Annotated in this window: 25 protein-coding genes and 3 tRNA genes; 21 read left to right on the top strand and 7 right to left on the bottom strand. The window is 66.2% G+C overall.

Annotation, left to right across the window (positions count from 1 at the left end):
- The 8 genes from ACODTB_RS17270 to ACODTB_RS17235 are packed head-to-tail and all read left to right on the top strand — an operon-like array spanning window position 1 to window position 6450.
- Entirely contained in the window at window positions 1–432 is a 432-nt protein-coding gene (locus tag ACODTB_RS17270; protein ID WP_488929539.1) for a hypothetical protein, read from the top strand.
- Window positions 425–2389: a ParB/RepB/Spo0J family partition protein gene (locus ACODTB_RS17265; protein WP_488929538.1), complete on the top strand. Its 1965-nt coding sequence runs from the start codon at window positions 425–427 to the stop codon at window positions 2387–2389. The genes ACODTB_RS17270 and ACODTB_RS17265 overlap by 8 nt, the downstream gene beginning before the upstream one ends.
- Window positions 2386–2898, top strand: coding sequence for a hypothetical protein (locus ACODTB_RS17260; RefSeq protein ID WP_488929537.1), 513 nt, complete (start codon window positions 2386–2388; stop codon window positions 2896–2898). Before ACODTB_RS17265 ends, ACODTB_RS17260 begins: the two co-directional genes overlap by 4 nt.
- A 7-nt stretch (window positions 2899–2905) precedes the next feature.
- Complete coding sequence (locus tag ACODTB_RS17255; protein ID WP_488929536.1) at window positions 2906–3283, top strand: ASCH domain-containing protein; 378 nt, start codon at window positions 2906–2908, stop codon at window positions 3281–3283.
- On the top strand, window positions 3280–5301 hold the full coding sequence (locus tag ACODTB_RS17250) for a DNA cytosine methyltransferase (protein WP_488929535.1): 2022 nt from the start codon (window positions 3280–3282) through the stop codon (window positions 5299–5301). The genes ACODTB_RS17255 and ACODTB_RS17250 overlap by 4 nt, the downstream gene beginning before the upstream one ends.
- Window positions 5298–5792, top strand: a complete 495-nt coding sequence (locus tag ACODTB_RS17245; protein WP_488929534.1) for a Lar family restriction alleviation protein — start codon at window positions 5298–5300, stop codon at window positions 5790–5792. The genes ACODTB_RS17250 and ACODTB_RS17245 overlap by 4 nt, the downstream gene beginning before the upstream one ends.
- Complete coding sequence (locus tag ACODTB_RS17240; RefSeq protein WP_488929533.1) at window positions 5789–6007, top strand: hypothetical protein; 219 nt, start codon at window positions 5789–5791, stop codon at window positions 6005–6007. The genes ACODTB_RS17245 and ACODTB_RS17240 overlap by 4 nt, the downstream gene beginning before the upstream one ends.
- A complete protein-coding gene (locus ACODTB_RS17235) occupies window positions 6007–6450 on the top strand; it encodes a hypothetical protein (protein WP_488929532.1) in 444 nt (147 codons plus the stop codon). Before ACODTB_RS17240 ends, ACODTB_RS17235 begins: the two co-directional genes overlap by 1 nt.
- A 163-nt stretch (window positions 6451–6613) precedes the next feature.
- Here the strand turns inward: ACODTB_RS17235 and ACODTB_RS17230 are convergent, their stop codons facing one another.
- A complete protein-coding gene (locus ACODTB_RS17230) occupies window positions 6614–6814 on the bottom strand; it encodes a hypothetical protein (RefSeq protein WP_488929531.1) in 201 nt (66 codons plus the stop codon).
- 53 nt (window positions 6815–6867) lie between these two features.
- On the opposite strand from ACODTB_RS17230, the gene ACODTB_RS17225 reads away from it, so the two are divergent.
- The 4 genes from ACODTB_RS17225 to ACODTB_RS17210 all read left to right on the top strand — a co-directional run bounded on the left by ACODTB_RS17225 (window position 6868) and on the right by ACODTB_RS17210 (window position 9785).
- Complete coding sequence (locus ACODTB_RS17225; protein WP_488929530.1) at window positions 6868–7383, top strand: hypothetical protein; 516 nt, start codon at window positions 6868–6870, stop codon at window positions 7381–7383.
- Window positions 7380–8231, top strand: coding sequence for a DNA adenine methylase (locus tag ACODTB_RS17220; protein ID WP_488929529.1), 852 nt, complete (start codon window positions 7380–7382; stop codon window positions 8229–8231). Before ACODTB_RS17225 ends, ACODTB_RS17220 begins: the two co-directional genes overlap by 4 nt.
- Entirely contained in the window at window positions 8228–8452 is a 225-nt protein-coding gene (locus tag ACODTB_RS17215) for a hypothetical protein (RefSeq protein ID WP_488929528.1), read from the top strand. Before ACODTB_RS17220 ends, ACODTB_RS17215 begins: the two co-directional genes overlap by 4 nt.
- Before the next feature lie 217 nt (window positions 8453–8669).
- Window positions 8670–9785, top strand: a complete 1116-nt coding sequence (locus tag ACODTB_RS17210; RefSeq protein ID WP_488929527.1) for a tyrosine-type recombinase/integrase — start codon at window positions 8670–8672, stop codon at window positions 9783–9785.
- 103 nt (window positions 9786–9888) lie between these two features.
- Here the strand turns inward: ACODTB_RS17210 and ACODTB_RS17205 are convergent.
- From ACODTB_RS17205 to hrcA, 3 genes are all read right to left on the bottom strand, one after another.
- Window positions 9889–9965: transfer RNA gene (locus tag ACODTB_RS17205), tRNA-Arg, on the bottom strand.
- Window positions 9966–9993: 28 nt separating this feature from the next.
- Window positions 9994–10070: transfer RNA gene (locus tag ACODTB_RS17200), tRNA-Ile, on the bottom strand.
- 21 nt (window positions 10071–10091) lie between these two features.
- Window positions 10092–11111 carry a heat-inducible transcriptional repressor HrcA gene (hrcA, locus tag ACODTB_RS17195; RefSeq protein ID WP_291113961.1) on the bottom strand — a complete coding sequence of 340 codons (1020 nt, stop codon included), beginning with the start codon at window positions 11109–11111 and terminating at the stop codon, window positions 10092–10094.
- A gap of 100 nt (window positions 11112–11211) precedes the next feature.
- Here hrcA and ACODTB_RS17190 point away from each other — a divergent pair, with 100 nt between their 5' ends.
- The 3 genes from ACODTB_RS17190 to rapZ are packed head-to-tail and all read left to right on the top strand — an operon-like array spanning window position 11212 to window position 14767.
- Window positions 11212–12123: an NAD kinase gene (locus ACODTB_RS17190; protein ID WP_297394066.1), complete on the top strand. Its 912-nt coding sequence runs from the start codon at window positions 11212–11214 to the stop codon at window positions 12121–12123.
- 59 nt (window positions 12124–12182) lie between these two features.
- The gene (gene recN / locus ACODTB_RS17185) at window positions 12183–13826 is read left to right on the top strand and encodes a DNA repair protein RecN (protein WP_291113966.1); all 1644 of its coding nucleotides are present in this window, start codon (window positions 12183–12185) and stop codon (window positions 13824–13826) included.
- Window positions 13827–13843: 17 nt separating this feature from the next.
- On the top strand, window positions 13844–14767 hold the full coding sequence (gene rapZ / locus ACODTB_RS17180) for an RNase adapter RapZ (protein WP_291113969.1): 924 nt from the start codon (window positions 13844–13846) through the stop codon (window positions 14765–14767).
- On the opposite strand, the gene mutY is transcribed toward rapZ, so the two are convergent.
- The 3 genes from mutY to mutM form a co-directional block, all read right to left on the bottom strand.
- On the bottom strand, window positions 14764–15813 hold the full coding sequence (mutY, locus tag ACODTB_RS17175) for an A/G-specific adenine glycosylase (protein ID WP_291113970.1): 1050 nt from the start codon (window positions 15811–15813) through the stop codon (window positions 14764–14766). The two genes, rapZ and mutY, sit on opposite strands and share 4 nt — an antisense overlap.
- Before the next feature lie 44 nt (window positions 15814–15857).
- Complete coding sequence (locus ACODTB_RS17170; protein WP_291113972.1) at window positions 15858–17804, bottom strand: dynamin family protein; 1947 nt, start codon at window positions 17802–17804, stop codon at window positions 15858–15860.
- Between the two features lie 113 nt (window positions 17805–17917).
- Complete coding sequence (gene mutM / locus ACODTB_RS17165; protein WP_291113975.1) at window positions 17918–18733, bottom strand: bifunctional DNA-formamidopyrimidine glycosylase/DNA-(apurinic or apyrimidinic site) lyase; 816 nt, start codon at window positions 18731–18733, stop codon at window positions 17918–17920.
- Between the two features lie 92 nt (window positions 18734–18825).
- Here mutM and ACODTB_RS17160 point away from each other — a divergent pair, with 92 nt between their 5' ends.
- From ACODTB_RS17160 to ACODTB_RS17135, 6 genes are all read left to right on the top strand, one after another.
- Window positions 18826–20601, top strand: coding sequence for a tetratricopeptide repeat protein (locus ACODTB_RS17160; RefSeq protein ID WP_291113977.1), 1776 nt, complete (start codon window positions 18826–18828; stop codon window positions 20599–20601).
- Entirely contained in the window at window positions 20598–21104 is a 507-nt protein-coding gene (locus tag ACODTB_RS17155; protein WP_291113979.1) for a lipoprotein insertase outer membrane protein LolB, read from the top strand. The genes ACODTB_RS17160 and ACODTB_RS17155 overlap by 4 nt, the downstream gene beginning before the upstream one ends.
- Window positions 21105–21118: 14 nt before the next feature.
- On the top strand, window positions 21119–21997 hold the full coding sequence (locus tag ACODTB_RS17150) for a 4-(cytidine 5'-diphospho)-2-C-methyl-D-erythritol kinase (protein ID WP_291114049.1): 879 nt from the start codon (window positions 21119–21121) through the stop codon (window positions 21995–21997).
- A gap of 90 nt (window positions 21998–22087) precedes the next feature.
- A tRNA-Gln gene (locus tag ACODTB_RS17145) sits at window positions 22088–22164 on the top strand.
- 97 nt (window positions 22165–22261) lie between these two features.
- Window positions 22262–23236 carry a ribose-phosphate pyrophosphokinase gene (locus ACODTB_RS17140; protein WP_291113981.1) on the top strand — a complete coding sequence of 325 codons (975 nt, stop codon included), beginning with the start codon at window positions 22262–22264 and terminating at the stop codon, window positions 23234–23236.
- 99 nt (window positions 23237–23335) lie between these two features.
- Entirely contained in the window at window positions 23336–23971 is a 636-nt protein-coding gene (locus ACODTB_RS17135; protein ID WP_291113984.1) for a 50S ribosomal protein L25/general stress protein Ctc, read from the top strand.
- Window positions 23972–24017 lie beyond the last annotated feature (46 nt).

The raw sequence follows: 24017 nt of genomic DNA, 5'->3' as shown, positions 1-24017 counted from the left end.
ATGCCGGCTACCGCCCCCATCACCATGCAGGTGCTCCAGCACCTGTACACCCACGGCGCCAGCACGCGAGCCCAGATCGTCGCAGAGCTGGGGCCCGTGCCCTACAGCACACTGAGCAACCTACGCGTGCTCGGAAGCATCACGATCGACAAGAGCGCCTCGGCCGCGACGTACAGCATCACGCCCCGCGGACAGAAGAAGCTGCTGGGCCTGCGCGGAGCACCTCACCTGCGCCAAGAGCAAGCCCGTCGCACCGAGCTGATGCGCCAGGCCGCGTCCTATCACGGCACCGAGACCACACAGCCGAGCAACCGCCCTGGGTCGATGGACGCATTCGCGCTGCCCAGCCGCATCGGCGACCGCCTTTTCTGGCCGGACGGCCGAGTCACTCGCATCAACCCCACCACCAACGGAGAACGCAGCCATGGCTGACGAAGAGATGAACACGGGCGCGGCAGATGCTGCCGTTGCCGAAGAGAACCTGATCGGGCGCCAGGTGCGCATCAAGGACGATGCGAAGGACACGGGCACCGAGAACCCGCACATGTGGGCCGGTCTGTATGGCGCGATCGACAGACCGTCGCCGTTCGGTGGCTGGATGGTGGCGATCGGGAAGAAGTCCAAGTACTTCCCCATCTCCGACCTTGAGCTGCTCGAATCCGGTGTCGGCGACGACAAGCAACCCGAGCCCATTCAAGCCGGCGTTGCGATCAGCACGGAGACCCGCCTGGCGACGGTGCACCCGCTGCAGGCGGTGAATAGCCTGACCAACCCACGTCGCCGCCGAGGGCTGGACGTGGACAGCCTGCGGGCCCTGGCTGACAACATCATTGCGCACGGCCTCGCTCAGCCCATTCTGGTGCGACCTCTGCCCGCGTCGCGCCTTGAAGACACCGCCCACCTCGATCCACGCCCAGCCTACGAAGTGATCGCAGGCGAGCGCCGCTGGCGCGCTGCTCAAATCGCCGAGCTGCCCCAGGTGGACTTCTTCGTGCGCGAGATGTCCGACCAGGCCGTGCTGGAGATCCAGCTGGTTGAAAACATCGAGCGCGAGGACCTCGATGCTATGGAAGAGGCGGAAGGCTTCGCGCTGCTGCGCGACAAGCTGGGCTACACCGTCGAGCAGATCGCGGACCGCATCGGCAAGGGCAAGGGCGCCAGCTACGTGCGCAAGACCATGAAGCTGCTCGACCTGACGCCAGCGAGCCGCGATGCAATGTACGAAGGCCACCTCGGGCGCAGCACCGGGCTGCTGGTCGCGCGCTACCCAGCCGACCGCCAGGCCGAGGTGGTGCAGTTCATCATGGGCAAGGCGATCAAGACACCCACCGGCACGGAGCCGGCGCCGTACCGCCAGATCGCGCCCCAGATCTACTCCTACTTCAACACCAAGCTCGCCGGCGCGCCTTTCGACACAGAGGACGCGTCCCTGGTGCTCGGTGCCGGCGCCTGCAGCGTTTGCCCAAAGCGCACGGGGGGCAGCAGCGACTTGTTCGGGGACGAGCCCAACGCCCCGGAGGCCTGCGCCGATGCTGCGTGCTTCGACTTCAAGCGCAAGGCCAATGTGCAGCGCATCCGCGAGACGGCACAGCGCGACGGCGTGAAGGTGATCGATGGCGATGAGGCCGCAGCTGCCATGCCCACCCCCCATGCGCGCCACCTGCAGGGCCTGGTGCGTCTCACCGACACGGCCTACACCGAGAAGGGCGACGACGGGAAAGAGCGAGAGGTCACCTTCGACGACGCGCTTCGCGCGATGGGCAAGAAAGCACCGAAGGCCCGCGTGTTCATCAATCCGCACTCCGGCGCGGCCGAGAAGGTGATCACGCTGGATCTCGCCAACAAGCTCACGCCCGCCGAGGAGCCGACGCCTGCGGCCGGAAAGGCCAAGCCCGCCCCTGTGGTAGATACGTCTCCGCCCGAGGTCCTCGCCTTCCGCGACAGCCACGTGCGCAAGGCCGTCCTTTTCCGGATCTTCGATGTGATCCGCACCGGCGAGCGCACCGTCGACGATCTGCTGCACGTGGCTCGCATTCTGTTCCTCCACGGCGATGAGCCGCCGTCGCCACGGACAGAGGAGTACCTGGGCTGGACCGCCGACCTCGAAGACCGAGAGGACACCGAGGTGGTGGGCATCGTGACGGAGAAGCTCAACGCAATGGATGCCGACCAACTCGGCCAGGCGATCGCCATGGCCGCGGTCGAGCAGCTGCTCACAGGCTGGGGATACAGCACCGAAGAGCAGGATCAACGCCTCATTACGAGCTACGGCATCGACATCCTGGCGGTGCGGGACAAGGTGGCCGAGGATCTCCAGCGGATGACCGAGGGCGCACCTGACGACGCCGGGCCCGACAACCAAAACACCGGCGAGGAGGAAGTGGCATGAGCACCGTACTGCAAAGCTGGGTTGCCCAATTGCCCATGATGCAGCAGACCGTGCTGCTCACCGCCATTCGAGGGCCCGACGGTCAGCCGAAGTACGGCGCCATCAAGATGCTGCTGCGCTGGTATCGCCGCTGCGTGCTGCTGTCGGCGCTTGATGGTCGCGTGTTGAACGACCCGATCGAACCGAACGGCGGCTCTTTCACTGGCCCTTCCCTGGACGGGCCCGACGATCTTGATCCGTGGACGGATCGCATGCAGGAGCATGTGCACCAGTACTTGCGAGATCTTGACGCCATCCCCCACCACTTCCAACTGCATTTCATGCATGCCGTGGAGATCGTGGGCTACAAGCACCCCGATATCGGCATCCGGCACTTCTGGCAAGAGGTCTATGCACGCCTGGTCCACGACATGCACGTCTGGCCCGAAACCGAAGCGCAGCTCGACGCCCGCCTAGGCGACACCCGCGAGGGCTGGCTCGATCGCGCCGACCCGGCGACCGTGAGGTGACACCAGGATGATCACCCTCTCTGTTCGCCAACCCTGGGCCTGGGCGATCGTCAACGGCCACAAGCCTGTCGAGAACCGTGACTGGCCCACCCAATTCACCGGACCTATCTTGATCCACGCTGGCAAGACCATGTCTCGCCGCTACTATGAGGAGGTGAGCGAGGACTTGGTAGCGCGTGGCTTGGTGGCTGCGGTGCCGGCCTTCGAGGATCTACCGCGCGGCGGCATCGTTGGCATCACGACCATCTTCGGCTGCGTGCAAGAAATGCCCTCCGGCTGGTTCACCGGTCCACATGGATTCCTGCTGAAGGACTCCCGGCCGCTGCCATTCCACCCGTGCAATGGGCAACTGAAATTCTTCGACGTCCGAGGTGTGAACCTATGAACACCACCGTGGAGATCCGCCACTTCCATTTCTTCTGCGGCAGCGGTTTCGGCGCCAAGGGATTCAACAAGGCCAACCCGCGCGTGGGCAGCCTGCAGGCCAAGTTCCGCTGCATCGGCGGCATCGACGTGCTGCCGCCCGCCATCCGCGACTTCTCGCGGTTCGGTGGCGTGCCAGGCACCGTGATGGATCTCTTCGACCGCGACCAGTACCGCGCCTTCCACGGCCGCGAACCCGGGCCGGAGTGGCGTGAGGCCATGCCCGCCGATATCCAGCGCGCCGCTGGCGGGGAGCGTCCGCACATCATCTTCCTGTCGGCGCCGTGCAAGGGCTTCTCCGGGCTGCTGGCCGAGGGCAAGAGCAAGACCGACAAGTACCAGGCGCTCAACCGCCTCACGCTGCGCGGCGTGTGGCTGATGCTGGAGGCCTGGGCCGACGACCCGCCCGAGCTGATCGTCTTCGAGAACGTGCCGCGTATCGCCACGCGCGGGCGCCACCTCTTGGACCAGATCGTCGACCTGCTGCGCGCCTACGGCTACGCGGTAGCCGAGACGACGCACGACTGCGGCGAGATCGGCGGCCTGGCACAGAGCCGCAAGCGCTTCCTGCTGGTGGCCCGCCACGCCGAGAAGGTGCCCGCCTTCCTCTACGAGCCCACCAAGAAGCCGCTGCGCGCCGTGGGCGACATCCTGGGCCGCATGCCGCTGCCGGGCGCCGCGATCGCGGGCCCCATGCACCGCGTGCCCAGCCTGCAGTGGAAGACCTGGGTGCGCCTGGCCTTCGTCGAAGCCGGCAGCGACTGGCGCAGCCTCAACAAGCTGGCGGTCGAAGATGGCAAGCTCCGTGACTTCCTGATCGTGCCCGACATGCACGCTGGCGTGCTGGGCGTGAACGGGTGGAATGGCAGCATGGGCACCGTCACCAGCCGGGGCATGCCCAACAACGGCAACTTCGCCGTTGCAGACCCGCGGACGGAGGTCTATTCCGCCGGCTACGGGGTGAACCCCTGGGACGCTCCCACGGGCGCCATCGCGGGCGAGTCGCTGCCCAGCAATGACCGGTTCGCCATCGCTGATCCTCGCTTTGAGCAGTCGTCGAAATGGCAGGATGGCCAGGCGCTGGGCGTCCGCCGCTGGGACCAGACCACCGGCACCGTAGCGGGTCAGCAGGGCCCGCTCCAAGGCGCCTACAGCGTGGCCGACCCCCGCCATTCCGGCCCGGCAAAACACTCGAACGAGTTCCGCATCGTCGCTTGGGACAAGGCTTCCATGGCGGTCACCAGCGCGCACGGCAGCGGCCAGGCGGTTGCCGATCCGAGGCAGCCAGGTGAGCCGTTCGCCAAATACGGCGTGACACCATTCGACGAGCCAGCAAACACGGTGATCGCCGGCAGCACCACGGGCCAAGGAGCCTTCGCGGTCGCCGATCCTCGATCGCAGCGAGGCGGCAAGCCGTTCAGCAAGTACCCGGTCTCTCAGTGGGAGGGTTCGACCGGAACCGTGATCGGGGGCGACGACACCGGAGCCTATGCAGTCGCTGACCCGCGCCCAGGCATGGCGCGCGAGCGCGGCGACCACTACCTCACCGGTGGCCACTATGGCGTGGTCCCGTGGGCGGACGCCGCCGGCGCGGTCAGCGCCTCGGCGTGCCACGACAACGGCAACTGGAGCGTGGCGGACCCGCGCCCGATGCCCGCGCCAGCCGAGAAGCTCGTGGCCAGGATCCGCGCGCTCGACGGCACCTGGCACCGCCCGTTCACCACCCTGGAGCTGGCCGCCCTGCAGTCCCTGCTCGACCCCGAGGAAAGCTGGGTGCCGTGGCAGCTCGACGGCGAGAGCGATCAGGCCTGGCGCGAGCGCATCGGCAACGCCGTGCCCAGCGCCGCGGCCGAGGCGATCGCGCACGTGATGGGCGAGACGCTGCTGCTGGCGTGGTCGGGCGAGACCTTCATGCTGTCAGCTCAGCCCGTCTGGGTGCGGCCCCTGCAGATCGCCATCAGCGTGCGAGGTGCAGCATGAGCGCGCACAAACCCGACCCGTGCCCGTTTTGCGGCGGTCGCGCCGAGTTCAAGGCAGGCCACTACACCGGCTACGTGATGTGCCTCAAGTGCGAGGTCATGGGTCCGAACCTGCCAGAAGCGGAAGCTGTCGAGGCGTGGAATCAGCGCGCCGCCCTCGCCGGCAAGCCGCCTGCCGGGGAGCAGAAGCCGGTGGGGTTCATGTCGGCAAAGCAGCTTCCATTGATCGCAGACCCGCACTGCGAAGGTGGCGTTTACATCCCGATGCGCAAGACGCCCGCCGGCCTCCTTACGCTTGCGCTCTACGCGGGGCCGCAGCCCGAGCAGGTGGCGCAGGACAGGGAGTACGCCGAGAACTACCGTTTGATCCGTCGCGGCCAGCACTGGTCCGTCGTCGATGGCATCGGCAACACCCTGCGGGGCGAGGACTTGGACGCCGCAGTTGATGCCATCCGCGCAGCCCGCGCCCGGGGTGAGAAAGGCGGTGCGTGATGCACGGATACCCATTCTGGTTCGGTCTGCTGCTGCACCCTTTAACCTGGGTGCTTCTGGTCGCCCTGGTGCTCGCCATCGTGATCTGCGTTGTCCATTTCGGTTGGCGGCGCGCCCTCTTTCGGCTCCTGCTGGTGCTCTTCGGCCTGCTGTTCCTGTTGCACCCGGATACCCGCGCCTGGTGGGCGAAGTGGTGGCGGATGGGAGGTCTGTGATGCCGATCAAGCCTGAAAACCGCGCCCGCTACCCGAAGGACTGGATGGCCATCAGGGAGCGCATCCTGGCGCGCGCGCACCACTGCTGCGAGCACGAAGGCTGCACCGCCCGGCACCGTGAAGTAGGCTACTGGCGCGATGGGGTGTGGACCCGCATGGGCCATGCCTTGCGAGACGCCGGCTTCAAGGCCGGTGACACAGTGGCCTGCGCCGACGGCACCGACATCAAGCTGATCATGATCGTCCTGACGATTGCCCACCTGGACCACACGCCCGAGAACTGCGCCGACAACAACCTGCGCGCCTGGTGCCAGCGGCACCACCTCGCATACGACGCCGAGCACCACAAGATCACGGCCTACGCGACCCGGAGGGCAGCTGCGAACACCCTGGAGATGTTTGCGGATCGGGTTCCGAAGGAGGTTGCTGATGGCTGTCATTGAGAACGCCGCCACGTCGCCAGAGGCCATCGCTGAGTGGAAGGCCGGCATGCGAACGATGGCGCGCGAGGAGTTGATCGCCCAGCAGCTCGTCCAGCGAGGCGCGGAGCACGCCCTGGTCACCTCCTGCCGCGGCGAAGCGACGCGTGATGATTGCTCGTCCAGCTCAAGACAACATCCGTTCCGCCTCAGCGATGGCCAGCTCCAGCGTGGGGAACAAGCTGTCGCTGTCCCCGGTGTCCGGGAAGCCCTCCTCGGAAATGGTGTCGATCACCCACCCGTTTGGATACCGCACGAACGTAGCCACGCCGGAGCGCTTGCCGCTCACGATGTCCAGTGTCTTGACTTCGAGAACGCCGTCTTCCATAGGCACTCCTTTGAAAGCAACAGTATGGCCCAGTCTGCTGAGGTGCAGCTTCCATGAGCCGGAAATCTTCTCTCTACGCCAGAAAGCGGCTCCACCCAGAAGCCCGCGAGCGCTCAGACGGCATCACCACAGCGCGCATGAACACGACCAGGCTGTCACCGGCCGAGCTGGAACACATTCTGGTGCCGCTGCAGGGCGCGGTGGCCAGCGCTCGCACCGCCTCGGCCACCTACGAGCAATTCGTGCAGTTGACCACCGCCATGCACAAAGCGCGCGCGATCGACGATTCAGGCGTCTTCCGGGGACTTCGGACGATGGTGGACGGCGCCGAAGAGACGCTCAATGCAATAGGCTCGCGCGCCCAGGCGAGCGGCACCTGGTTGGCTCCCACCCTATATGGGCACGAGATGGTCGCCCTGGATGACTTGGCCTGGGCATACCGGCTCATGCTGCTGGAAGTGACCTATGCCGAGTTCCACCGAGCTGAGCGCCTCGCCATCGCGCGCGTCGCCAGCTCTGGCGGTAGGTTGATCATTCGTTCGACGGCAAAGGAAGGATCCAATTCGTGACGATCTCCCGTCCCGCGATGCGGTACCACGGCGGCAAGTTCCGGCTGGCCACGTGGGTCATGCGCTTCTTTCCACCCCACCGCATCTACACCGAGGCGTTCGGTGGCGCGGCCGGCGTGCTGCTGCAAAAGCCACGCAGCCACGGCGAGATCTACAACGATCTCGATGACAACGTTGTGGCGGTGTTCCGGTGCCTGCAGCAGCCCACGCTGCGCGACCGCCTGGTGCAGGCCTGCACGCTGACACCCTATGCTCGCTCGGAGTTCGACCTGGCGTGGGAACACACGGATGATCTGGTGGAGCGCGCCAGGCGCACGCTGATCCGCGCGCAGATGGGCTTTGGGTCCGCAGGCGCGGTCAAGGGAAGCACAGGCCTGCGCACAGACACCATGCGCCAGTACACCACCGCGCAGATGGACTGGGCTGCCTACCCTCCGATCCTGCTGGACGTGGCTGAGCGCTTCCAGCAGGTGCTGATCGAAAACCGCCCCGCCGTCGACGTGCTTCGCGACCACGACAGCCCACAGACGCTGCACTTCGTAGACCCGCCCTATGTGCACAGCACGCGTGAGCTGCGTTCCAAGGGGGGGTACCGCCACGAGATGACGGACGCAGATCACGCCGGGCTGCTGCAGGCGCTCTCCGGCCTCGCCGGCATGGTGGTGCTGAGTGGCTACGAGTCCGACCTGTACTCAAGTGCTCTGGTGGGCTGGGAAGCACACACCACGCAGGCGCGCATCAGCTCGGGCCGAGGTACTGGCGTGCGCACGGAGACCGTCTGGATCAACCCGCACTGCCGCGCGGCGCTGGCCAGCGCCGTCGGCGGGCTCTTCGCTGAGGCCGCATGAAGCTCATCATCGAACTCACTGCCGCGGCCTCCGGTGTGCTCGGCACCGTTCTGCTCGCCCTCAACGGCCCCCAGGCCGGGTGGGGTTTCGTGGCCTACCTCGCCAGCAACGCGGGCTGGATTGCCTTCGCGTGGATACACCGGCACTGGGGACTGCTCGGCCAGCAGATTGCATTCACGGCATCGAGCTGCCTGGGCATATGGGTGTGGCTCCTGAAATGACCTACGGCTTCCAAGCCCGAATGATCCGGCAGAAGCTCGCGCCGGCGTACTGCGGCGTGGACAAGAACAAGTTCAACGCCGAATTCCGACCCCACCTCACTGAGGTGCCCCTGGGGCCGAAGAGCCTCGCCTACGACCGCCACGAGCTCGATGAGCTGCTCGACGCGTATATTGCGACCCATGGACGCCCGGGACCGCAAAAGAGAAAGGACGAAATATGCGAACCCGGACAAGAGGAATCCAGCTCAACGATGACGGGAGCCGGACGCTCAACCAGGTCTACAAGGGCCAACGAATCTTCGAGCGACTCGGCAAGGCCAGCCAGGCGGACGCAGAAGCCGAACTCCGGCGAAGGCGAGACGACATCGCCGCGCAGGAGCTTCGAAACGGTGCTGAACGCGTGTGGGCGGATGGCGCGAGGAAGTACCTGATCGAGTGCCAGCAGCGCAAAGCGCGCTCGCTGGACACGATCGCGTACCACGTCGACATTCTGCTGCCCTACATCGGCGACAAGCCGATGTGGGAGGTCTGCACGGAGAGCCTTGAGGAGTTCATCAACGACCGACTGGATGAAGGCGTGAAGAATGCCACCGTCAACAGGTCGCTGGAAGTGGTCCGAACGGTCACGAACCGCGCCGCACGCGTGTGGCGCGATCGAGGCAAGCCCTGGATTGGAGCGGCCCCCCTCATCGAGATGCTGGACGAGGCGGCCCAGGCCCGAGCGCCGAGACCGATCTCGTGGGCAGAGCAGGCGAACCTTCTACCGAGGTTGCCTGATCACCTGGCGGAGATGGTGGACTTCACCGTCAACACCGGCGCCCGCGACGAGAACGTGTGCGGCCTGCGGTGGGAATGGGAACGGCCGGTGCCGGAGCTGAAGCGCAGCGTGTTCGTGATTCCGCCCGAGTATTTCAAGACCAACCGCTCACACGTGTTGGTATTGAACGACAGGGCATGGGACATTGCGCAGCGCCAACGTGGAAGGCACCCCGACTATGTGTTCGTTTACAGGCGGGAGCGCGTGAAGAATCTCGACCTCGCGCCGGCGATGCAGTATCACCGGATCGGGACGATGAACACCAACGCGTACCAGGCCGGCCGCAAGGCTGCAGGGCTGGAGACGGTGCGGGTCCACGACCTTCGCCACACCTACGGCCAGCGGCTACGCGATGCCGGCGTGAGCAAGGAAGATCGGGCGCTGCTGCTCGGTCACGCTGTTGAGGACATGCCTGAACACTACGCCACGGCCACTGTGGCGCGGTTGTTGGATGCAGCCAACAGCGTTGCCCAGACGAGAGACCGAACGACCCTGCTTCGCATCGTGAACGGGTGAGAGAGGAAGGAAGCGACTGAGAAAAGTCGCGCAGAAAGTCGCGCAGCAAAGAAAAACGGGCTAGCCCTTTTGGAGCTAACCCGTTGTTCTACTTAGTAAAAAGTGGTGCGGCTGGCAGGAATTGAACCCACGACCCCTTGGTTCGTAGCCAAGTACTCTATCCAACTGAGCTACAGCCGCGAAGCCTCGAATTATAGCAGCATTTTTTTGGTAGGCCGTGTTGGACTTGAACCAACGACCAAAGGATTATGAGTCCTCTGCTCTAACCAACTGAGCTAACGGCCCGCCCGAGGATTGTAGGGGGGCTTATTTGTGGTGGCTGAGCGCGTTACCAACCAGCTTGGCCGTGACATCAACGATCTGGATCATGCGCTCGTACGACATGCGCTGGGGGCCGATCACACCCAGCGTGCCCACCACTTGGCCGTCCACCTCATAAGGGGCGGTCACCACGGACAGGTCTTCGTAAGGCACGACCTGGCTTTCACCACCGATGTAGATGCGCACCCCATCGGCCTGGGCTGACACATCGAGCAAACGGATCAGCTGGGTCTTCTGTTCGAACAGGTCGAACATGCGGCGCAGGTTGCCCATGTCGCTGGAGAACTCGCTGACGGAGAGCAGGTTTCGTTCGCCCGACACCACCACTTCGTCCTGGGCCTCGCTCGCCTCAGCTCCGATGTCCACCGCCGCCTTCATGAGATCGGCGATCTCGCCGCGCAGGGCGTCCACCTCGGTCTTGAGGCGCTCGCGCACCGCTTCCATGGTGAGGCCGGAGTAATGGGCATTGAGAAAGTTGGCGGCTTCCAGCAGTTGTGGCTGGGTGAAGTTGACCTGCGTGTGGATGATGCGGTTCTGCACGTCGCCCTCGGGCGACACGATGATCACGAGCACGCGCCGTTCGGACAGGCTGAGGAATTCGATGTGGCGGAACACCGAGGCGCGCCGGGGTGCCATGACCACGCCCACGAACTGCGACAGGTTGGACAGCATCTGCGCGGCGTTGCTGATGACGCGATGCGGCTGCCCCGCCTCGATGCCCGAGGCACCCATTTCGCTTACCGCAGGCAGGCTTTCGCGGCGCACCGTGAGCATGGTGTCCACAAACAGCCGGTAGCCACGGGCCGTGGGGATGCGGCCGGCCGAGGTGTGCGGGCTCGCGATCAGCCCAAGCTCCTCGAGATCGCTCATCACGTTGCGGATGGTGGCCGGCGACAGCTCCATGCCGGCGGCCCTGGCGAGCGTGCGCGAGCCCACGGGCTGGCCGTCGGCGATGTAACGCTCGACGAGGGCTTTGAGCAACAACTTGGCGCGGTCATCCAACATGGCTTCATTTTAAGGACGGATGCCCCCGGCAGTACCGCCGACGCACAGGGTTTTATGCCATTCCGCCACAGGAAAGCTGTGTTGTAATTTCCGAATGAGCATGTCAACCGACACCCGGTCCACGACCGCCCGATGGAACCGGCCCCTGCGTTTTGCGCATGTCGTCATTGTGGGCAAGTACCACGCACCCGGTGCGCGCAATGCGGTGGACGAGATCGCGCACTTCCTGCATGACGAAGGTTGCGACGTTTCGCTGGAAAAGGAAACCGCTGCCAACACGGGCTTGCTGCAGTATCCGGCGCTCGACGTGCCGGCCATGGGCAAGGCTTGCGACCTCGCCTTGGTGGTAGGCGGCGACGGCACCATGCTCGGCATCGGGCGCCAGCTCGCGCGTTATGGCGTGCCACTGGTGGGCATCAACCAGGGTCGGCTGGGCTTCATCACCGACATTCCGTTCGACAGCTACCAGGAAAAGCTGCGCCCCATGCTGCGCGGCGAGTTCGAGGAAGACGCGCGCGCGCTGATGGCGGCCACGGTCTGGCGCGATGGCCGCTGCGTGTTCGAGGCCACGGCGCTCAACGACGTGGTGGTCAACCGGGGTGGCGTAGCGAGCATGATCGAGTTGCGCGTGGAGGTGGACGGCCATTTCGTGGCCAACCAGCGCGCCGACGGCCTCATCATCGCGTCGCCTACCGGCTCGACCGCCTATGCCTTGTCCGCCGGCGGCCCCCTGCTCCACCCCGGCATCGGCGGCTGGGTGATGGTGCCGATCGCGCCACACACGCTGTCCAACCGGCCAGTGGTGATCCCTTCGCACAGCGAGATCGCGGTTGAGATCGTCTCGGGCCGCGACGCCAGCGCCAACTTCGACATGCAGACGCTCACCAGCCTGCTGCATGGCGACCGCATCGTGGTGCGCCGCTCCGAACATGCGCTGCGCTTGCTGCACCCGGTGGGCTGGACCTACTTCGACACCTTGCGCAAAAAGCTGCACTGGAACGAAGGGGCCTGAAAGCCCGGTCAGAATAGCGGCTGCTCTCCGATTTCATCAACGCCGCGCCTCTTACACCCATGAGCCTCAGACGCATCGTTTTGCGCGACTTCGTCATCGTGCAGTCCCTCGAACTGGAGCTCGGCTCCGGCTTTGGTGTGCTCACCGGGGAAACGGGCGCCGGCAAGTCCATCCTGATCGACGCCTTGCAACTCGCGCTGGGCGCGCGCGCGGAAAGCGGTGTGGTGCGCGAAGGTGCGGCACGCTGCGACATTGCGGCCGAGTTCGATGCCCCCCCTTCGCTCACGCCGTGGCTGGAGGAACAGGGATTTCCCGTCGAAGACGGCCTGCTGCTGCGCCGCACCGTGGACACCGAGGGACGCAGTCGGGCCTGGATCAATGGCAGCGCGGCCACCGTGACCCAGCTCAAGGCCCTGGCCGATGGCCTGGTGGACATTCATGGCCAGCACGCCTGGCAAAGCCTCACGCGCACCGATGCGGTGCGCGACCTGCTCGACGCCTATGCCGGCATCGACACCGCGCCGGCGGCCCGGGCCTGGACACAGTGGCGCCAACGCCGCAAGGCGCTGGATGCCGCCACCGAAAAACAGGCCACGCTGCAGCAGGAAAGCGAACGCCTCGCCTGGCAGATCGCGGAACTCGACAAGCTGAGCCCTCAGGCAGGTGAATGGGAGGAGCTCAACACCCAGCACAGCCGGCTCGCCAACGCCCAGGGCTTGCTTGACGCGGCCCAGGTCGCCGCAAACGCGCTGGACGAAGACGATACCAACGCCGCTGCCCTGCTCCACCGTGCGCTCTCGGCCCTTCAGGCGCAGGCCCACATCGAACCGCAGTTCGCCAGCGCCATCGAAGCGCTGGAGGCCGCTCTCGCTCAGGTGCAGGACACCGTGCACAGCCTGCACCAGTACAGCCGCCACACCGAACAGGACCCCGCCAGCCTGGAGGCGCTGGACCAGCGCCTGTCGCTCTGGGTCTCGCTGGCGCGGCGCTACCGCCGCACGCCGGAAGAGCTGGCCGAGGTGCACGCGCAATGGAAGGCCGAACTCGCCCAGGTTGACCAGGCGCTGGACATCGAAGCCCTGCAACGCGCTGAGCGCGCCGACTGGAAAACCTTTGGCACCGCCTTGCAGGCCATCAGCAAGGAACGACAGAAGGCCGCCCCCAAGCTGTCCAAGGCCGTCACAGCCACCATGCAGACGCTGGGCATGCAAGGCGGGGTGTTCGAAGTGGCCTTGCTGCCGCTGGAGGAACCCCAGGCCCAGGGCGCGGAGCAGGTCGAGTTCCGCGTCGCCGGCCACTCGGGCGCCACACCCAAGCCGGTCGGCAAGGTGGCTTCGGGCGGTGAGCTGTCTCGCATCGCCTTGGCCATCTCGGTCGTCACCAGCCGCTTGGGCCAGGCGCCCACGCTGATCTTCGACGAGGTGGACTCGGGCATCGGTGGGGCCGTGGCCCACACCGTGGGCCAGTTGCTGCGCCAACTCGGCAAGGACCGCCAGGTGCTCGCCGTGACCCACCTGCCCCAGGTGGCCGCATGCGCCGACCACCACCTGCTCGTGAGCAAGCAGGCCGTGGGTCGCCAGACCCAGAGCACCGTCGAGCCCATCGCCACCGACGCGCGCGTGCGCGAACTCGCCCGCATGCTGGGCGGTGGCGAACAGTCCGAAATCTCGCTGGCGCATGCCCGCGAAATGCTGTCCGTTTGAAGAACGCAGTCGTTGCCATGAACCCGATTGACGACACCCCGATCCACCTGGTCCTGATCACCGGCATGTCCGGCTCGGGCAAATCGGTGGCGCTCACCGCGCTCGAAGACGTGGGCTTCTACTGCGTGGACAACCTGCCGCCCGAATTGCTCGAGTCCTTCATCGAACTGGAGCAGAGCAACCAGGCACCCCGGGTGGCCATTGCCATGGATGTGCGCAGTGCCGCCTCGCTGCCGGGCCTGCCCAGACGCCTGGCCCAGCTGCAGCGCCGCGCCCACCGGCCGGTGCACCTCACGACGGTGTTCCTGGACGCCACCACCGACACGCTGGTGCGCCGCTTCTCGGAAACGCGCCGCCTGCACCCCCTCTCGCTCAAGCAGGCCCATGACCAGCACCGCGCGTTGACCGACGCCATCGAACACGAACGCGAGCTGCTGGCCGAATTGCGCGAACAGGCGCTCGTGCTCGACACCAGCCTGATCCGCCCCACGCGCCTGCGCAGCCAGATCAAGGACCTGCTCGGAGCGACGCAGGCGCCCTTGACGCTGGTGTTCGAGTCCTTCGCGTTCAAACGCGGCATTCCCATGGACGCCGACTTCGTGTTCGACGTGCGCATGTTGCCCAACCCGCACTACGAACCCGAACTCAAACCCTTGAGCGGGCTTGATGCCCCGGTGGCCGCCTACCTCGCGGCCCAGCCCGAGGTGGGGCAGATGGAGGAGCAGATCACCGCCTTCCTGCGCCACTGGCTGCCGCAGATGCTGCGCGACCACCGCAGCTACGTGACGGTGGCGATCGGCTGCACTGGCGGCCAGCACCGCTCGGTGTACCTGGTGGAGCGGCTGGCCGACACCTTCGCGCCCGACTGGTTCACGCGCGTGCGCCACCGCGAAGACGACAATTGGCCCGGGCCGGCGAGCCAGGCGGCCGAGCTGACTTAACTCAAGGCCGACAACAGCTGGCGCACAGGCGTCGGCAGACCGTGGTCGATCAAGGCACCTGCGGGCACCCATTGGCCTTCGGGCAAACCGCCCGACCCGTGACCTTCCCGCAGATCCAGCAGCAAGGGATGCAGGCGCAACTCCCGGTGGGTAAGGCTGTGCGACATCGGCTCGAGCGGCTGCAGCCGCTGGGCAAACCCGGAGGGCAGTGACGCCTGCAAGGCCGGCTCGTCGGCGAACACGGGCGGGCAGTACAGCCCGGCCCAGATGCCGGGTGCGGGCCGGCGCTCCAGCCAGAAGGCTTGTTGCCCATCGACACCGGTGCTCCGCACCAGCAACAGCCACCAGTTCTCGAAACGGCGTGCCACGCGGCGGGTCTTGACCGGAAAACGCGCAATCTGATCCGTCCCGTGTGCGCGGCACACCATCTGCACCGGGCAGCGCCCGCACAGCGGCTTGGTGCGCTGGCACACCGTCGCGCCCAGGTCCATCAGCCCCTGCGTGTAGGCCGTCATGTCCTCGCGCGTGGGGGCGTCCGGCAACAAGGCCTGGGCGAGCGACCAGAGTTCGCGCTGCGGCCCGGCTTGCGCCAGGTCGCCTTCGAAGGCGAGCAGGCGCGACAACACCCGGCGCACATTGCCATCGAGGATGGAAATGCGCTCGCCGTGGCAGAACGCCGCGATCGCTGCAGCGGTGGAGGCACCGATGCCGGGCAAGGTTTCGAGTTGCTCGGCCGTGCCGGGGAACACACCGTGGTGGTCCTTCACCACCGCCTGTGCGCAGCGATGCAGGTTGCGCGCCCGGCTGTAGTAGCCCAGGCCGCTCCACAAGGCCATCACGTCGTCGGGCAAAGCCGCGGCCAAGGCACGCACGTCCGGGAAACGATCCAGGAAGCGGGGGTAATAGGACAGCACGGTGCTGACCTGGGTTTGCTGCAGCATGACCTCCGACAGCCACACCCGGTAGGGATCGCGGGTGTTCTGCCAGGGCAGGCCACTGCGGCCCGAATGGCGCTGCCATTCAATGAGCCGGGGCGCAAAAGTCATGGGCAGTGCCGCCCGCACGGGGTCCCCCGAAATCGCCTCGGCGCTCATGCCACGAGCGCTTCGTCGGAAGGTTCTTCTTCGGGTGCGGCCAGCAGGTGCTCGGTGAGCTCGGCCAGTTTGACGTCGAGCTGATTCAGTTCGGCCTGGTGCGATTGCAGCTCCCGGATGCGTTCGTCCAGACCGCCAGCGGCCTGCTGGATGCGCGAGACGGCCTCGATGCGCCGGCTGAAATTGCGGCGGCGCTCGCGCAACTGCGCGTCGAGCTGGGCGGCGGCAGACTTGTTCCACAACTCCACCTCGTTGACCGCGGTGTCGTACACCACGCGAAGCCGGCTCATCAGCGCACGCGCCAGGCGCTCGGCAAACTCGGGCTGCGCCAGGCGCAGCGCATTGCCCAGGCTGAGGTACTGCAAGTGGCTTTTCTCGATCAGGTCGAGGTCTTTCACGTACTGCCCCAGGCGCGGTGGCGTGGGAGCCTGCAGTGAGAAACCGTACTCGGCATTGAGGTTCTTGAAGCTGCCTTCAAGCATGGACTGGATGTCGCCCGCCATGCGGTCGGCCTTGCCCATGTCCGTGCGCAGGCGGTCGAAGGTGTGATCGTAGGCGCGGCGCACGCCCAGCTTGATGCCGGGCTGCTTCAAGGCCTTGCCCAGGGTCGCCACCTCGGCCTTGAGATGGGAAGAGCTGAGCATGGCGAACAGGTCCTTGAGCAGGCGCAGGTGCACCGAGCGCACCGCCTGGATCTTGGCACCGCTCGCATCGAAATCGGCCTGCTCCTGCTCGATGCGCAGGCGCATCTGCTTGATCACACCGGTGTTCTTGCCGCGCAAGCCTTCGAGCTCCTGGATCTGCTCCACCAGGTCGCGCGCGCGGGTGTGCACCATGCGGCCGGTTTCCGAGCGAAGCGCCTGGATGCCATTGGCCACGGCCGCGCCCAGGATCTTGCGGCGCTGACCCAGCAGATCCACGCCCAGAGCGGTCTCCAGCTCCATCAGGTTGCTGGCGGCCAGCAGCTTCTTGTCGCGGTGCACCTTGGCCAGCAGGCCCTTCTGCGCCGACACCGCCAGCACCTGGCGCGGCGACAGGCCAAGGATCTCGGCCGAGTCGGTGCGCTGCGAGGCGATCTGCAACTGCACCTGCTCGGGCGAGCTCAGTGCGTCCCACATGGTGTCGATCTTGTTGAGCACCACCAGCCGGGACTCGCGCCCCTCGCCCAGCACCGCAAGGTGCTGGCGCCAGATGGTCAGGTCGGACTTGGTCACGCCGGTGTCGGCCGCGAGGATGAACACCACCGCGTGAGCCTGCGGCAGCAGGCTCACAGTGAGCTCCGGTTCGGCGCCGATGGCGTTGAGGCCCGGCGTATCGAGAATCACCAGGCCTTGCTTGAGCAAGGGATGCGCCATGTTGATCAGCGCATGCCGCCACTTGGGCACCTCGATCAGGCCGTCCGGACCAGGCAAGGGGTTGTCTTCGGGCACCTCGTCGTGCCAGAACCCCAGCGCCGCCGCTTCCGCCTGCGTCACGCGGCGCACCTCGGCCACCTTCTGGATCGCGCGCGCCAGCTGCTTGGGGTCGTTCACGTCGAGATCGACCCGCTCCCATTTCTCCAGCGCATTGCGCCAGTCCAGCAACGATTGCGGCTGCAGGCGGGTTTCGATGGGCAGCAGGCGCAGGCACGGCGGCACTTCCGCGTCATAGCCCAGCTCGGTGGGGCACATGGTCGTGCGGCCCGCGCTGGCGGGCATGATGCGGCGGCCATAACCGGCGAAGAACACCGCGTTGATCAGCTCGGACTTGCCGCGCGAGAACTCGGCCACGAAGGCCACCATGATCTTGTCGTTCTTGACCTGTGCGTGCAGCTGATCGAGGCGCTCGCGCACGCCGGACTCCATGAGGTCGTGGTCGGTCAACCATTCGGACAACAGCTTCAGGCGCAAGGCAAACTGCTTGCGCCACACACCGTGCTGATCGAATTCCTGGTTGAAGCTCATGGGCCTTGTGTCTCTGTCAATGGGTCAATATAGCATCGGCACACAGGAGAAAGCCGACCGGTCGGAAAGACCGACAGCCGGGCGCCCGGGCACAAAACCGCGCTGCTGGCGCGTCACTTTTTCTGACACGCGGGGCAGAAGAATGTGGACCGCTGGCCCTGCCGCATTGCCTTGACCGGCGTCCCGCAAACCCGGCAAGGCCGGCCCTCACGGCCATAGACCATGGCATCGAGCTGGAAGTAGCCGCTCTGCCCCTCGGCACTGGAGAAGTCGCGCAAGGTGCTGCCTCCCAACGCCACCGCTCGCTGCAGCACCGACACGATGGCCGCGTGCAGCCGCGCCGCGCGAGGTTTGCTCAGGCGATCGGCGCGCAGCGCGGGGTGAATGCCCGACATGAACAGCGCCTCCGACGCATAGATGTTGCCCACGCCCACGACGATGTCGCCCGCCAGCAGCACCTGCTTGATGGCGGAGCGCCGCAGCTTCAGGGCTCGATGGAAACTCACTGCATCGAAGCCGATCTCCAGGGGCTCGACGCCCAGGCCGCCCAGCAGCTTGAGCACCCGGGCGTCCTCCAGAGACGGGGCATAGACCACCGCACCAAAGCGGCGCGGGTCGTGCAGGCGCAGCACCCCGTGGCTGGTCGACAGCTCGAAGTGGTCGTGCACGCCGCGCGGCGGCAGGCTGGGGGCGAACTGCAGACTGCCCGACATGCCCAGGTGCAACAGCAACACCCCCTCGTCCAGATGCACCAGCAGGTACTTGCCACGCCGCGCCACTGAGCGCACCTGGCGCCCGGCCAGGCTCGAAGGCTCACAGCCCAGGGGCCAGCGCAGCGGCTTGCCCAGGGACAGCGCGCGCACCTGGGCGCCCGCGATGCGGTCGGCAAAGCTGCGGCGCGTGACTTCGACTTCGGGCAATTCGGGCATGGTGGGTGGTTTTTCTGCAGAGGGCCGGAACGCCGGTGCGGTCTTGGGGTCACACCCCCGTGCCCCTGAACCCTTCCCATTATCATGACCCGATGAACACCTTGCACCGCACCGCGACCCTGGTTCTCTTGGGCTTGGCTTTTGGCGCGGCCGCGCAGCCTGCCCCACCGGCCGCGCCACCCGCAGCCGCCGCCCAGCCCACCGCAAGCGGGCCCGCCGTGGTCAATTCGGCCCTCAACGCGCCCCTCTTCTACCAACTGCTGCTGGGCGAACTCAATGTGAGCGCGGGTGAGCCGGGCACGGGCTACTCGCTCATCCTGGACGCGGCACGCCGCCAGAAAGATCCTGAGCTGTACCGGCGCGCGGTGGACGTGGCCTTGCAGGCCCGCTCGGGCGAGGCCGCGCTGACCGCGGCACGCGCCTGGGCTCAGGAAATTCCGAACAGCTCGGAAGCCAACCGCTTCGTGCTGCAGATCCTGCTGGCGCTCAACCGCGTGGGCGAGACCGGCCCGGTGCTGCAGGCCATCCTGCAAGCCAGCCCGGTGACCGAGCGCAACGACACCATCAACGCCATCCCGCAAACCTACGGGCGCATTGCCGACAAGGCCCTGGCCGCTACCGTGGTGCGCGAGGCCCTGGTGCCCTCGCTCAAACAACCCTTCCATGCCGCGGCGGCCTGGACCACCGTGGGCCGCATGGAGCTGGCGCAGGACCAGCTGCCCCAGGCCCTGGCGGCGGCGCGCGAAGGCCATGCGATCGATCCGGCATCGCCCTACCCGGCCCTGCTCGCGCTGGAATTGATGGAGCGCGGGCAAACCGACGCCGAGGCCATCGTGCGGCAGCAACTGCAGACCGGCAATGCCGCCACGCCCGGCGACACCGCCGTGGCGCTGGCCTATGCCCGAATCCTGGTGGACTTGCAACGCAACAGCGAAGCGCGAGCGCAACTCGAAGCGCTCACCGCGCGCCAACCCGACCAGGCCGAGCCCTGGTTGCTGCTGGCTTCGCTGCAGGCGCAAGACAACGCGTTGGCGCCGGCCACGGCGTCGCTGCAGAAGTACATGGCACTGGCGCGCCAGTCGGGCGACGAGCGCACCGCGCGCGGCCTGACGCAGGCCTACCTGCTGATGGCGCAGATCGCGGAAAAGCAGAATGACTTTCCCGCCGCCAATGCCTGGCTGGACCGCATCGAGAACGCCGACGACATCATGGCCGCCCAGATGCGGCGCGCCTCGCTGCTGGCCCGCCAGGGCCAGTTGCCTCAGGCACGCGCGCTGTTGCGAGGCCAGCCCGAGCGCCGACCCGAAGACGTGCGCCTCAAGCTGGTCGCCGAAGCGCAGTTGCTGCGCGACTTCAAGGCCTACCAGCAGTCCTACGAGGTCTACAGCGAGGCCACCGCCCGCTTCCCTGAAGACACCGACCTGATCTACGACCAGGCCATGATGGCCGAGAAGGCAGGAAAACTCGCCGACATGGAGCGCCTGCTGCGCCAGCTGATCGCCCTCAAGCCCGACTACCACCACGCCTACAACGCGCTGGGCTACTCGCTGGCCGAGCGCAACATGCGCCTGCCGGAAGCCAAACAGCTGATCGAGAAGGCGGTCTCGCTCGCGCCGGGCGATGCCTACATCCAGGACAGCCTGGGCTGGGTCGAATTCCGCCTGGGCAACAACGCGCGCGCCCTGTCCATCCTGCAGGCGGCCTACGGCAAACGGCCGGACCCCGAAATCGCGGCGCACCTGGGTGAGGTGCTGTGGGTGCAAGGCCAGCGCGAGCAGGCGCTGAAGATCTGGCGCGAAGGCCTGCTTCTCGCGGCCGACAACGAAACCCTGCAGGCCACCCTCAAACGCCTGCAAGTCAAACCATGACCGTGCGCGCTTTCCCCTGGCCCAGGTTGCAGAGCCGCGTGGCCGTGCTGGCCGTGGCCGCGGCGCTCTCGGCCTGCGCCACACCGCCTCGCTCGGCACTTCCTGGCGAAACGGTGTGGAGCGGCCGCCTGTCCCTTCAAGTCGACAGCGCGCCACCCCAGTCGTTTTCCGCCGCGTTCGACCTGCGCGGTGCTCCCACCGAGGGCGAGTTGCAACTCACCTCGCCTCTGGGGAACACCCTGGCGATCGTGGTGTGGACGCCCCAGAGCGCCGAGTTGCGCCAGGGTGGCCAGGTCACCCGGCGCGGCAACCTGGACGAGCTGACCACCGAACTCAGCGGCACGGCGGTGCCGGTCGCGGCGCTGTTCGGCTGGTTGCGCGGCGAGCAAGGCGATGTGCCAGGCTGGCAGGCCGATCTGTCGCGCCAGGCCGAAGGCCGCATCACGGCACGCCGCTCCACACCCTTGCCCACCGCCGAACTGCGCGTCGTCTTCCAGCCATGACGCCCCACGCCCCCGTGCAGCGCCTGCTGGACGTGCCTGCGCCCGCCAAGCTCAACCTCTTTCTGCACATCACCGGCCGACGGGCCGACGGTTACCACCTGTTGCAGTCCATCTTCATGCTGGTGGACTGGTGCGACCACCTGCATTTCGAGCACCGGGCCGATGGCGCGATCAGCCGCGAGGACCTCATGCCCGGCCACCTGCCGGCCGAAGACCTGTCTGTGCGGGCCGCAAGGGCCTTGCAACAGGCCACCGGCTGTGCTCACGGCGTGCACATCGGCCTGGAAAAACGCCTGCCCGCCGAGGCCGGCATGGGCGGCGGCTCCTCGGACGCGGCCACGACCCTGCTGGCCCTGAACCGCCTCTGGGGACTGGGGTTGAAGCGGTCGCAGCTGGCAGCGATCGGTTTGCAACTGGGCGCCGACGTGCCGTTTTTCATTGGTGGGCGCAGCGCCTGGGTGGAGGGCGTGGGCGAGCAACTCACCCCCGTGGCCCTGCCGTCCACCCGCTTCGTCGTGGTCAAGCCGCCCACGGGCGCCTCCACCCAACGCATCTTTGGCTCGTCCGAGCTCAAACGCGACACAAAAACTGCTACAATCCAAGGCTTTGCTGCAAATGACTCGCGTGAAGGCGCGGTGATCGATCTCCAGAAAGTTCTGGCCGTCGGACACAACGATCTTCAACCCGTGGCGCAGGCGCTCTGTCCCGATGTGGGACATTGCATTCGATGGCTCGACAGCCATGGATTGCAAGGGCGAATGACCGGATCGGGAACCGCGGTGTTTGCACAGCTGCCGCAGGCAGTGGACCTGACAGACGCCCCCGGCGACTGGATGGTTCGAGAATGCGGCAACATGGATGCACATCCATTGCTCGACTGGTGCACCGATTAGAATCGGCAGCGCACAGCCCAGGCAGTGGTTGCGCAACCTGCGACGTTTTTGGTTGGTTGTCCGGCATCACGCCGAACCATCGACCTGCGTAGGGGAGTCGCCAAGTTGGTAAAGGCACTGGATTTTGATTCCAGCATGCGAGGGTTCGAGTCCTTCCTCCCCTGCCACCCTGTTTCAACACATCAAGCACCGGAACGGCCACCCCCGGGTGGCCTTTTTTGACGGCGATCTTCTGGGTCCGTCGTTCAGACAGCTGGGAACACCATGCAAGTTCAGCCCCCGGATTTCATGATCTTCACCGGCAACGCCAACCCGGTGCTGGCCTCCGAAATCGCCCAACACCTGGGCACGCAACTCGGCGCGGCCAATGTGGGTCGCTTCTCCGACGGTGAAGTCACGGTCGAGATCACGCAGAACGTGCGCGCGCGCCACGTGTTCGTGATCCAGTCCACCTGCTCGCCGACCAACGAGAACCTGATGGAGCTGCTCATCATGGTCGACGCGCTCAAGCGCGCCTCGGCCGAGCGCATCTCCGCCGTCATCCCCTATTTCGGCTACGCCCGCCAGGACCGCCGCCCGCGCTCGGCCCGCGTGCCAATCTCGGCCAAGGTCGTGGCCAACCTGCTGCAGACCGTGGGCGTGAGCCGCGTGCTGACCATGGACCTGCACGCCGACCAGATCCAGGGCTTCTTCGACATTCCGGTCGACAACATCTACGCCTCGCCAGTGCTGCTGGGCGACCTGCGCCAGAAGAACTACCCCGACGTGCTCATCGTCTCGCCCGACGTGGGTGGCGTGGTGCGCGCCCGTGCGCTGGCCAAGCAGCTCAACTGCGACATGGCCATCATCGACAAGCGCCGCCCCAAGGCCAACGTGTCGGAAGTGATGCACGTGATCGGCGACATCGAAGGCCGCAACTGCGTGATCATGGACGACATGATCGACACCGCCGGCACGCTGGTCAAAGCCGCCGAGGTGCTCAAGGAGCGCGGCGCCAAGAACGTGTATGCGTACTGCACGCACCCGATCTTCTCGGGTCCGGCCATCGAACGCATCGCCAAGGGCAGTGCCCTGGACGAGGTGGTGGTGACGAACACCATTCCTCTCTCGCAGGCCGCGCAGGCCTGTTCCAAGATTCGCCAGCTCTCCGTGGCACCGCTGATGGCCGAGACCATCGCGCGCATCGCCTCGGGTGAGTCGGTCATGAGTTTGTTTGCCGATCAGGACAACCTCTTCTAAGAGGCTGAAGGCAGCAAAAAGCGGGTCGTCTCCATGGTGGGGGCGGCTCTTTTGAAACAGAGGCGTTCTGGTCGCGGAACCCCTCCACAGGAGTCAGTCATGCAATTCGTCGCTTTTGAGCGCGCCAAGCAGGGTACGGGTGCGAGCCGCCGTCTGCGCAACACCGGTCGCGCGCCCGGTATCGTTTTCGGCGGTGACACGCCGGCCGCCACGATCGAACTCGATCACAACGCCCTGTGGCACGCCCTGAAGAAGGAAGCGTTCCACTCGTCCATCCTCGACATGGAACTCGCTGGCAAGGTGCAGAAGGTTCTGCTGCGCGACGTGCAATACCACCCGTACAAGCCGCAAGTGCTGCACGTGGACTTCCAGCGCGTGGACGACAAGACCCGCCTGCGCAAGAAGGTGCCGCTGCACTTCGTGAACGCCGAGAACTCGCCTGCGGTCAAGACCGACAAGTGCGTGATCAGCCATGTCCTGAACGACATCGAAATCGAGTGCCTGGCCACCCAGCTGCCCGAGTTCATCGAAGTGGACCTGGGTGAAGTCACCAAGGGCGCCACCGTGCACACCGGCGACATCAAGCTGGCCAAGGGCATCAAGCTCGTGACGCACGGCCGCAAGAACATCACCGTGGCCACCGTGGTGGAACCGGTGGAAGAAGTGGTCGCCGCACCGGTGGCCGCTGCCGCCGACGACAAGAAGGCCGCCGCCAAGGGCAAGGGCAAGAAGTAATTCCAGCCCCTGCAGTCAAAAAGGCCCGCATGAGCGGGCCTTTTTA

This window comes from Hydrogenophaga sp. FG152, from assembly GCF_057809615.1.
Note: the sequence above shows the minus strand (reverse complement) of the source record. Positions and strands in the feature narration are given on the sequence as shown.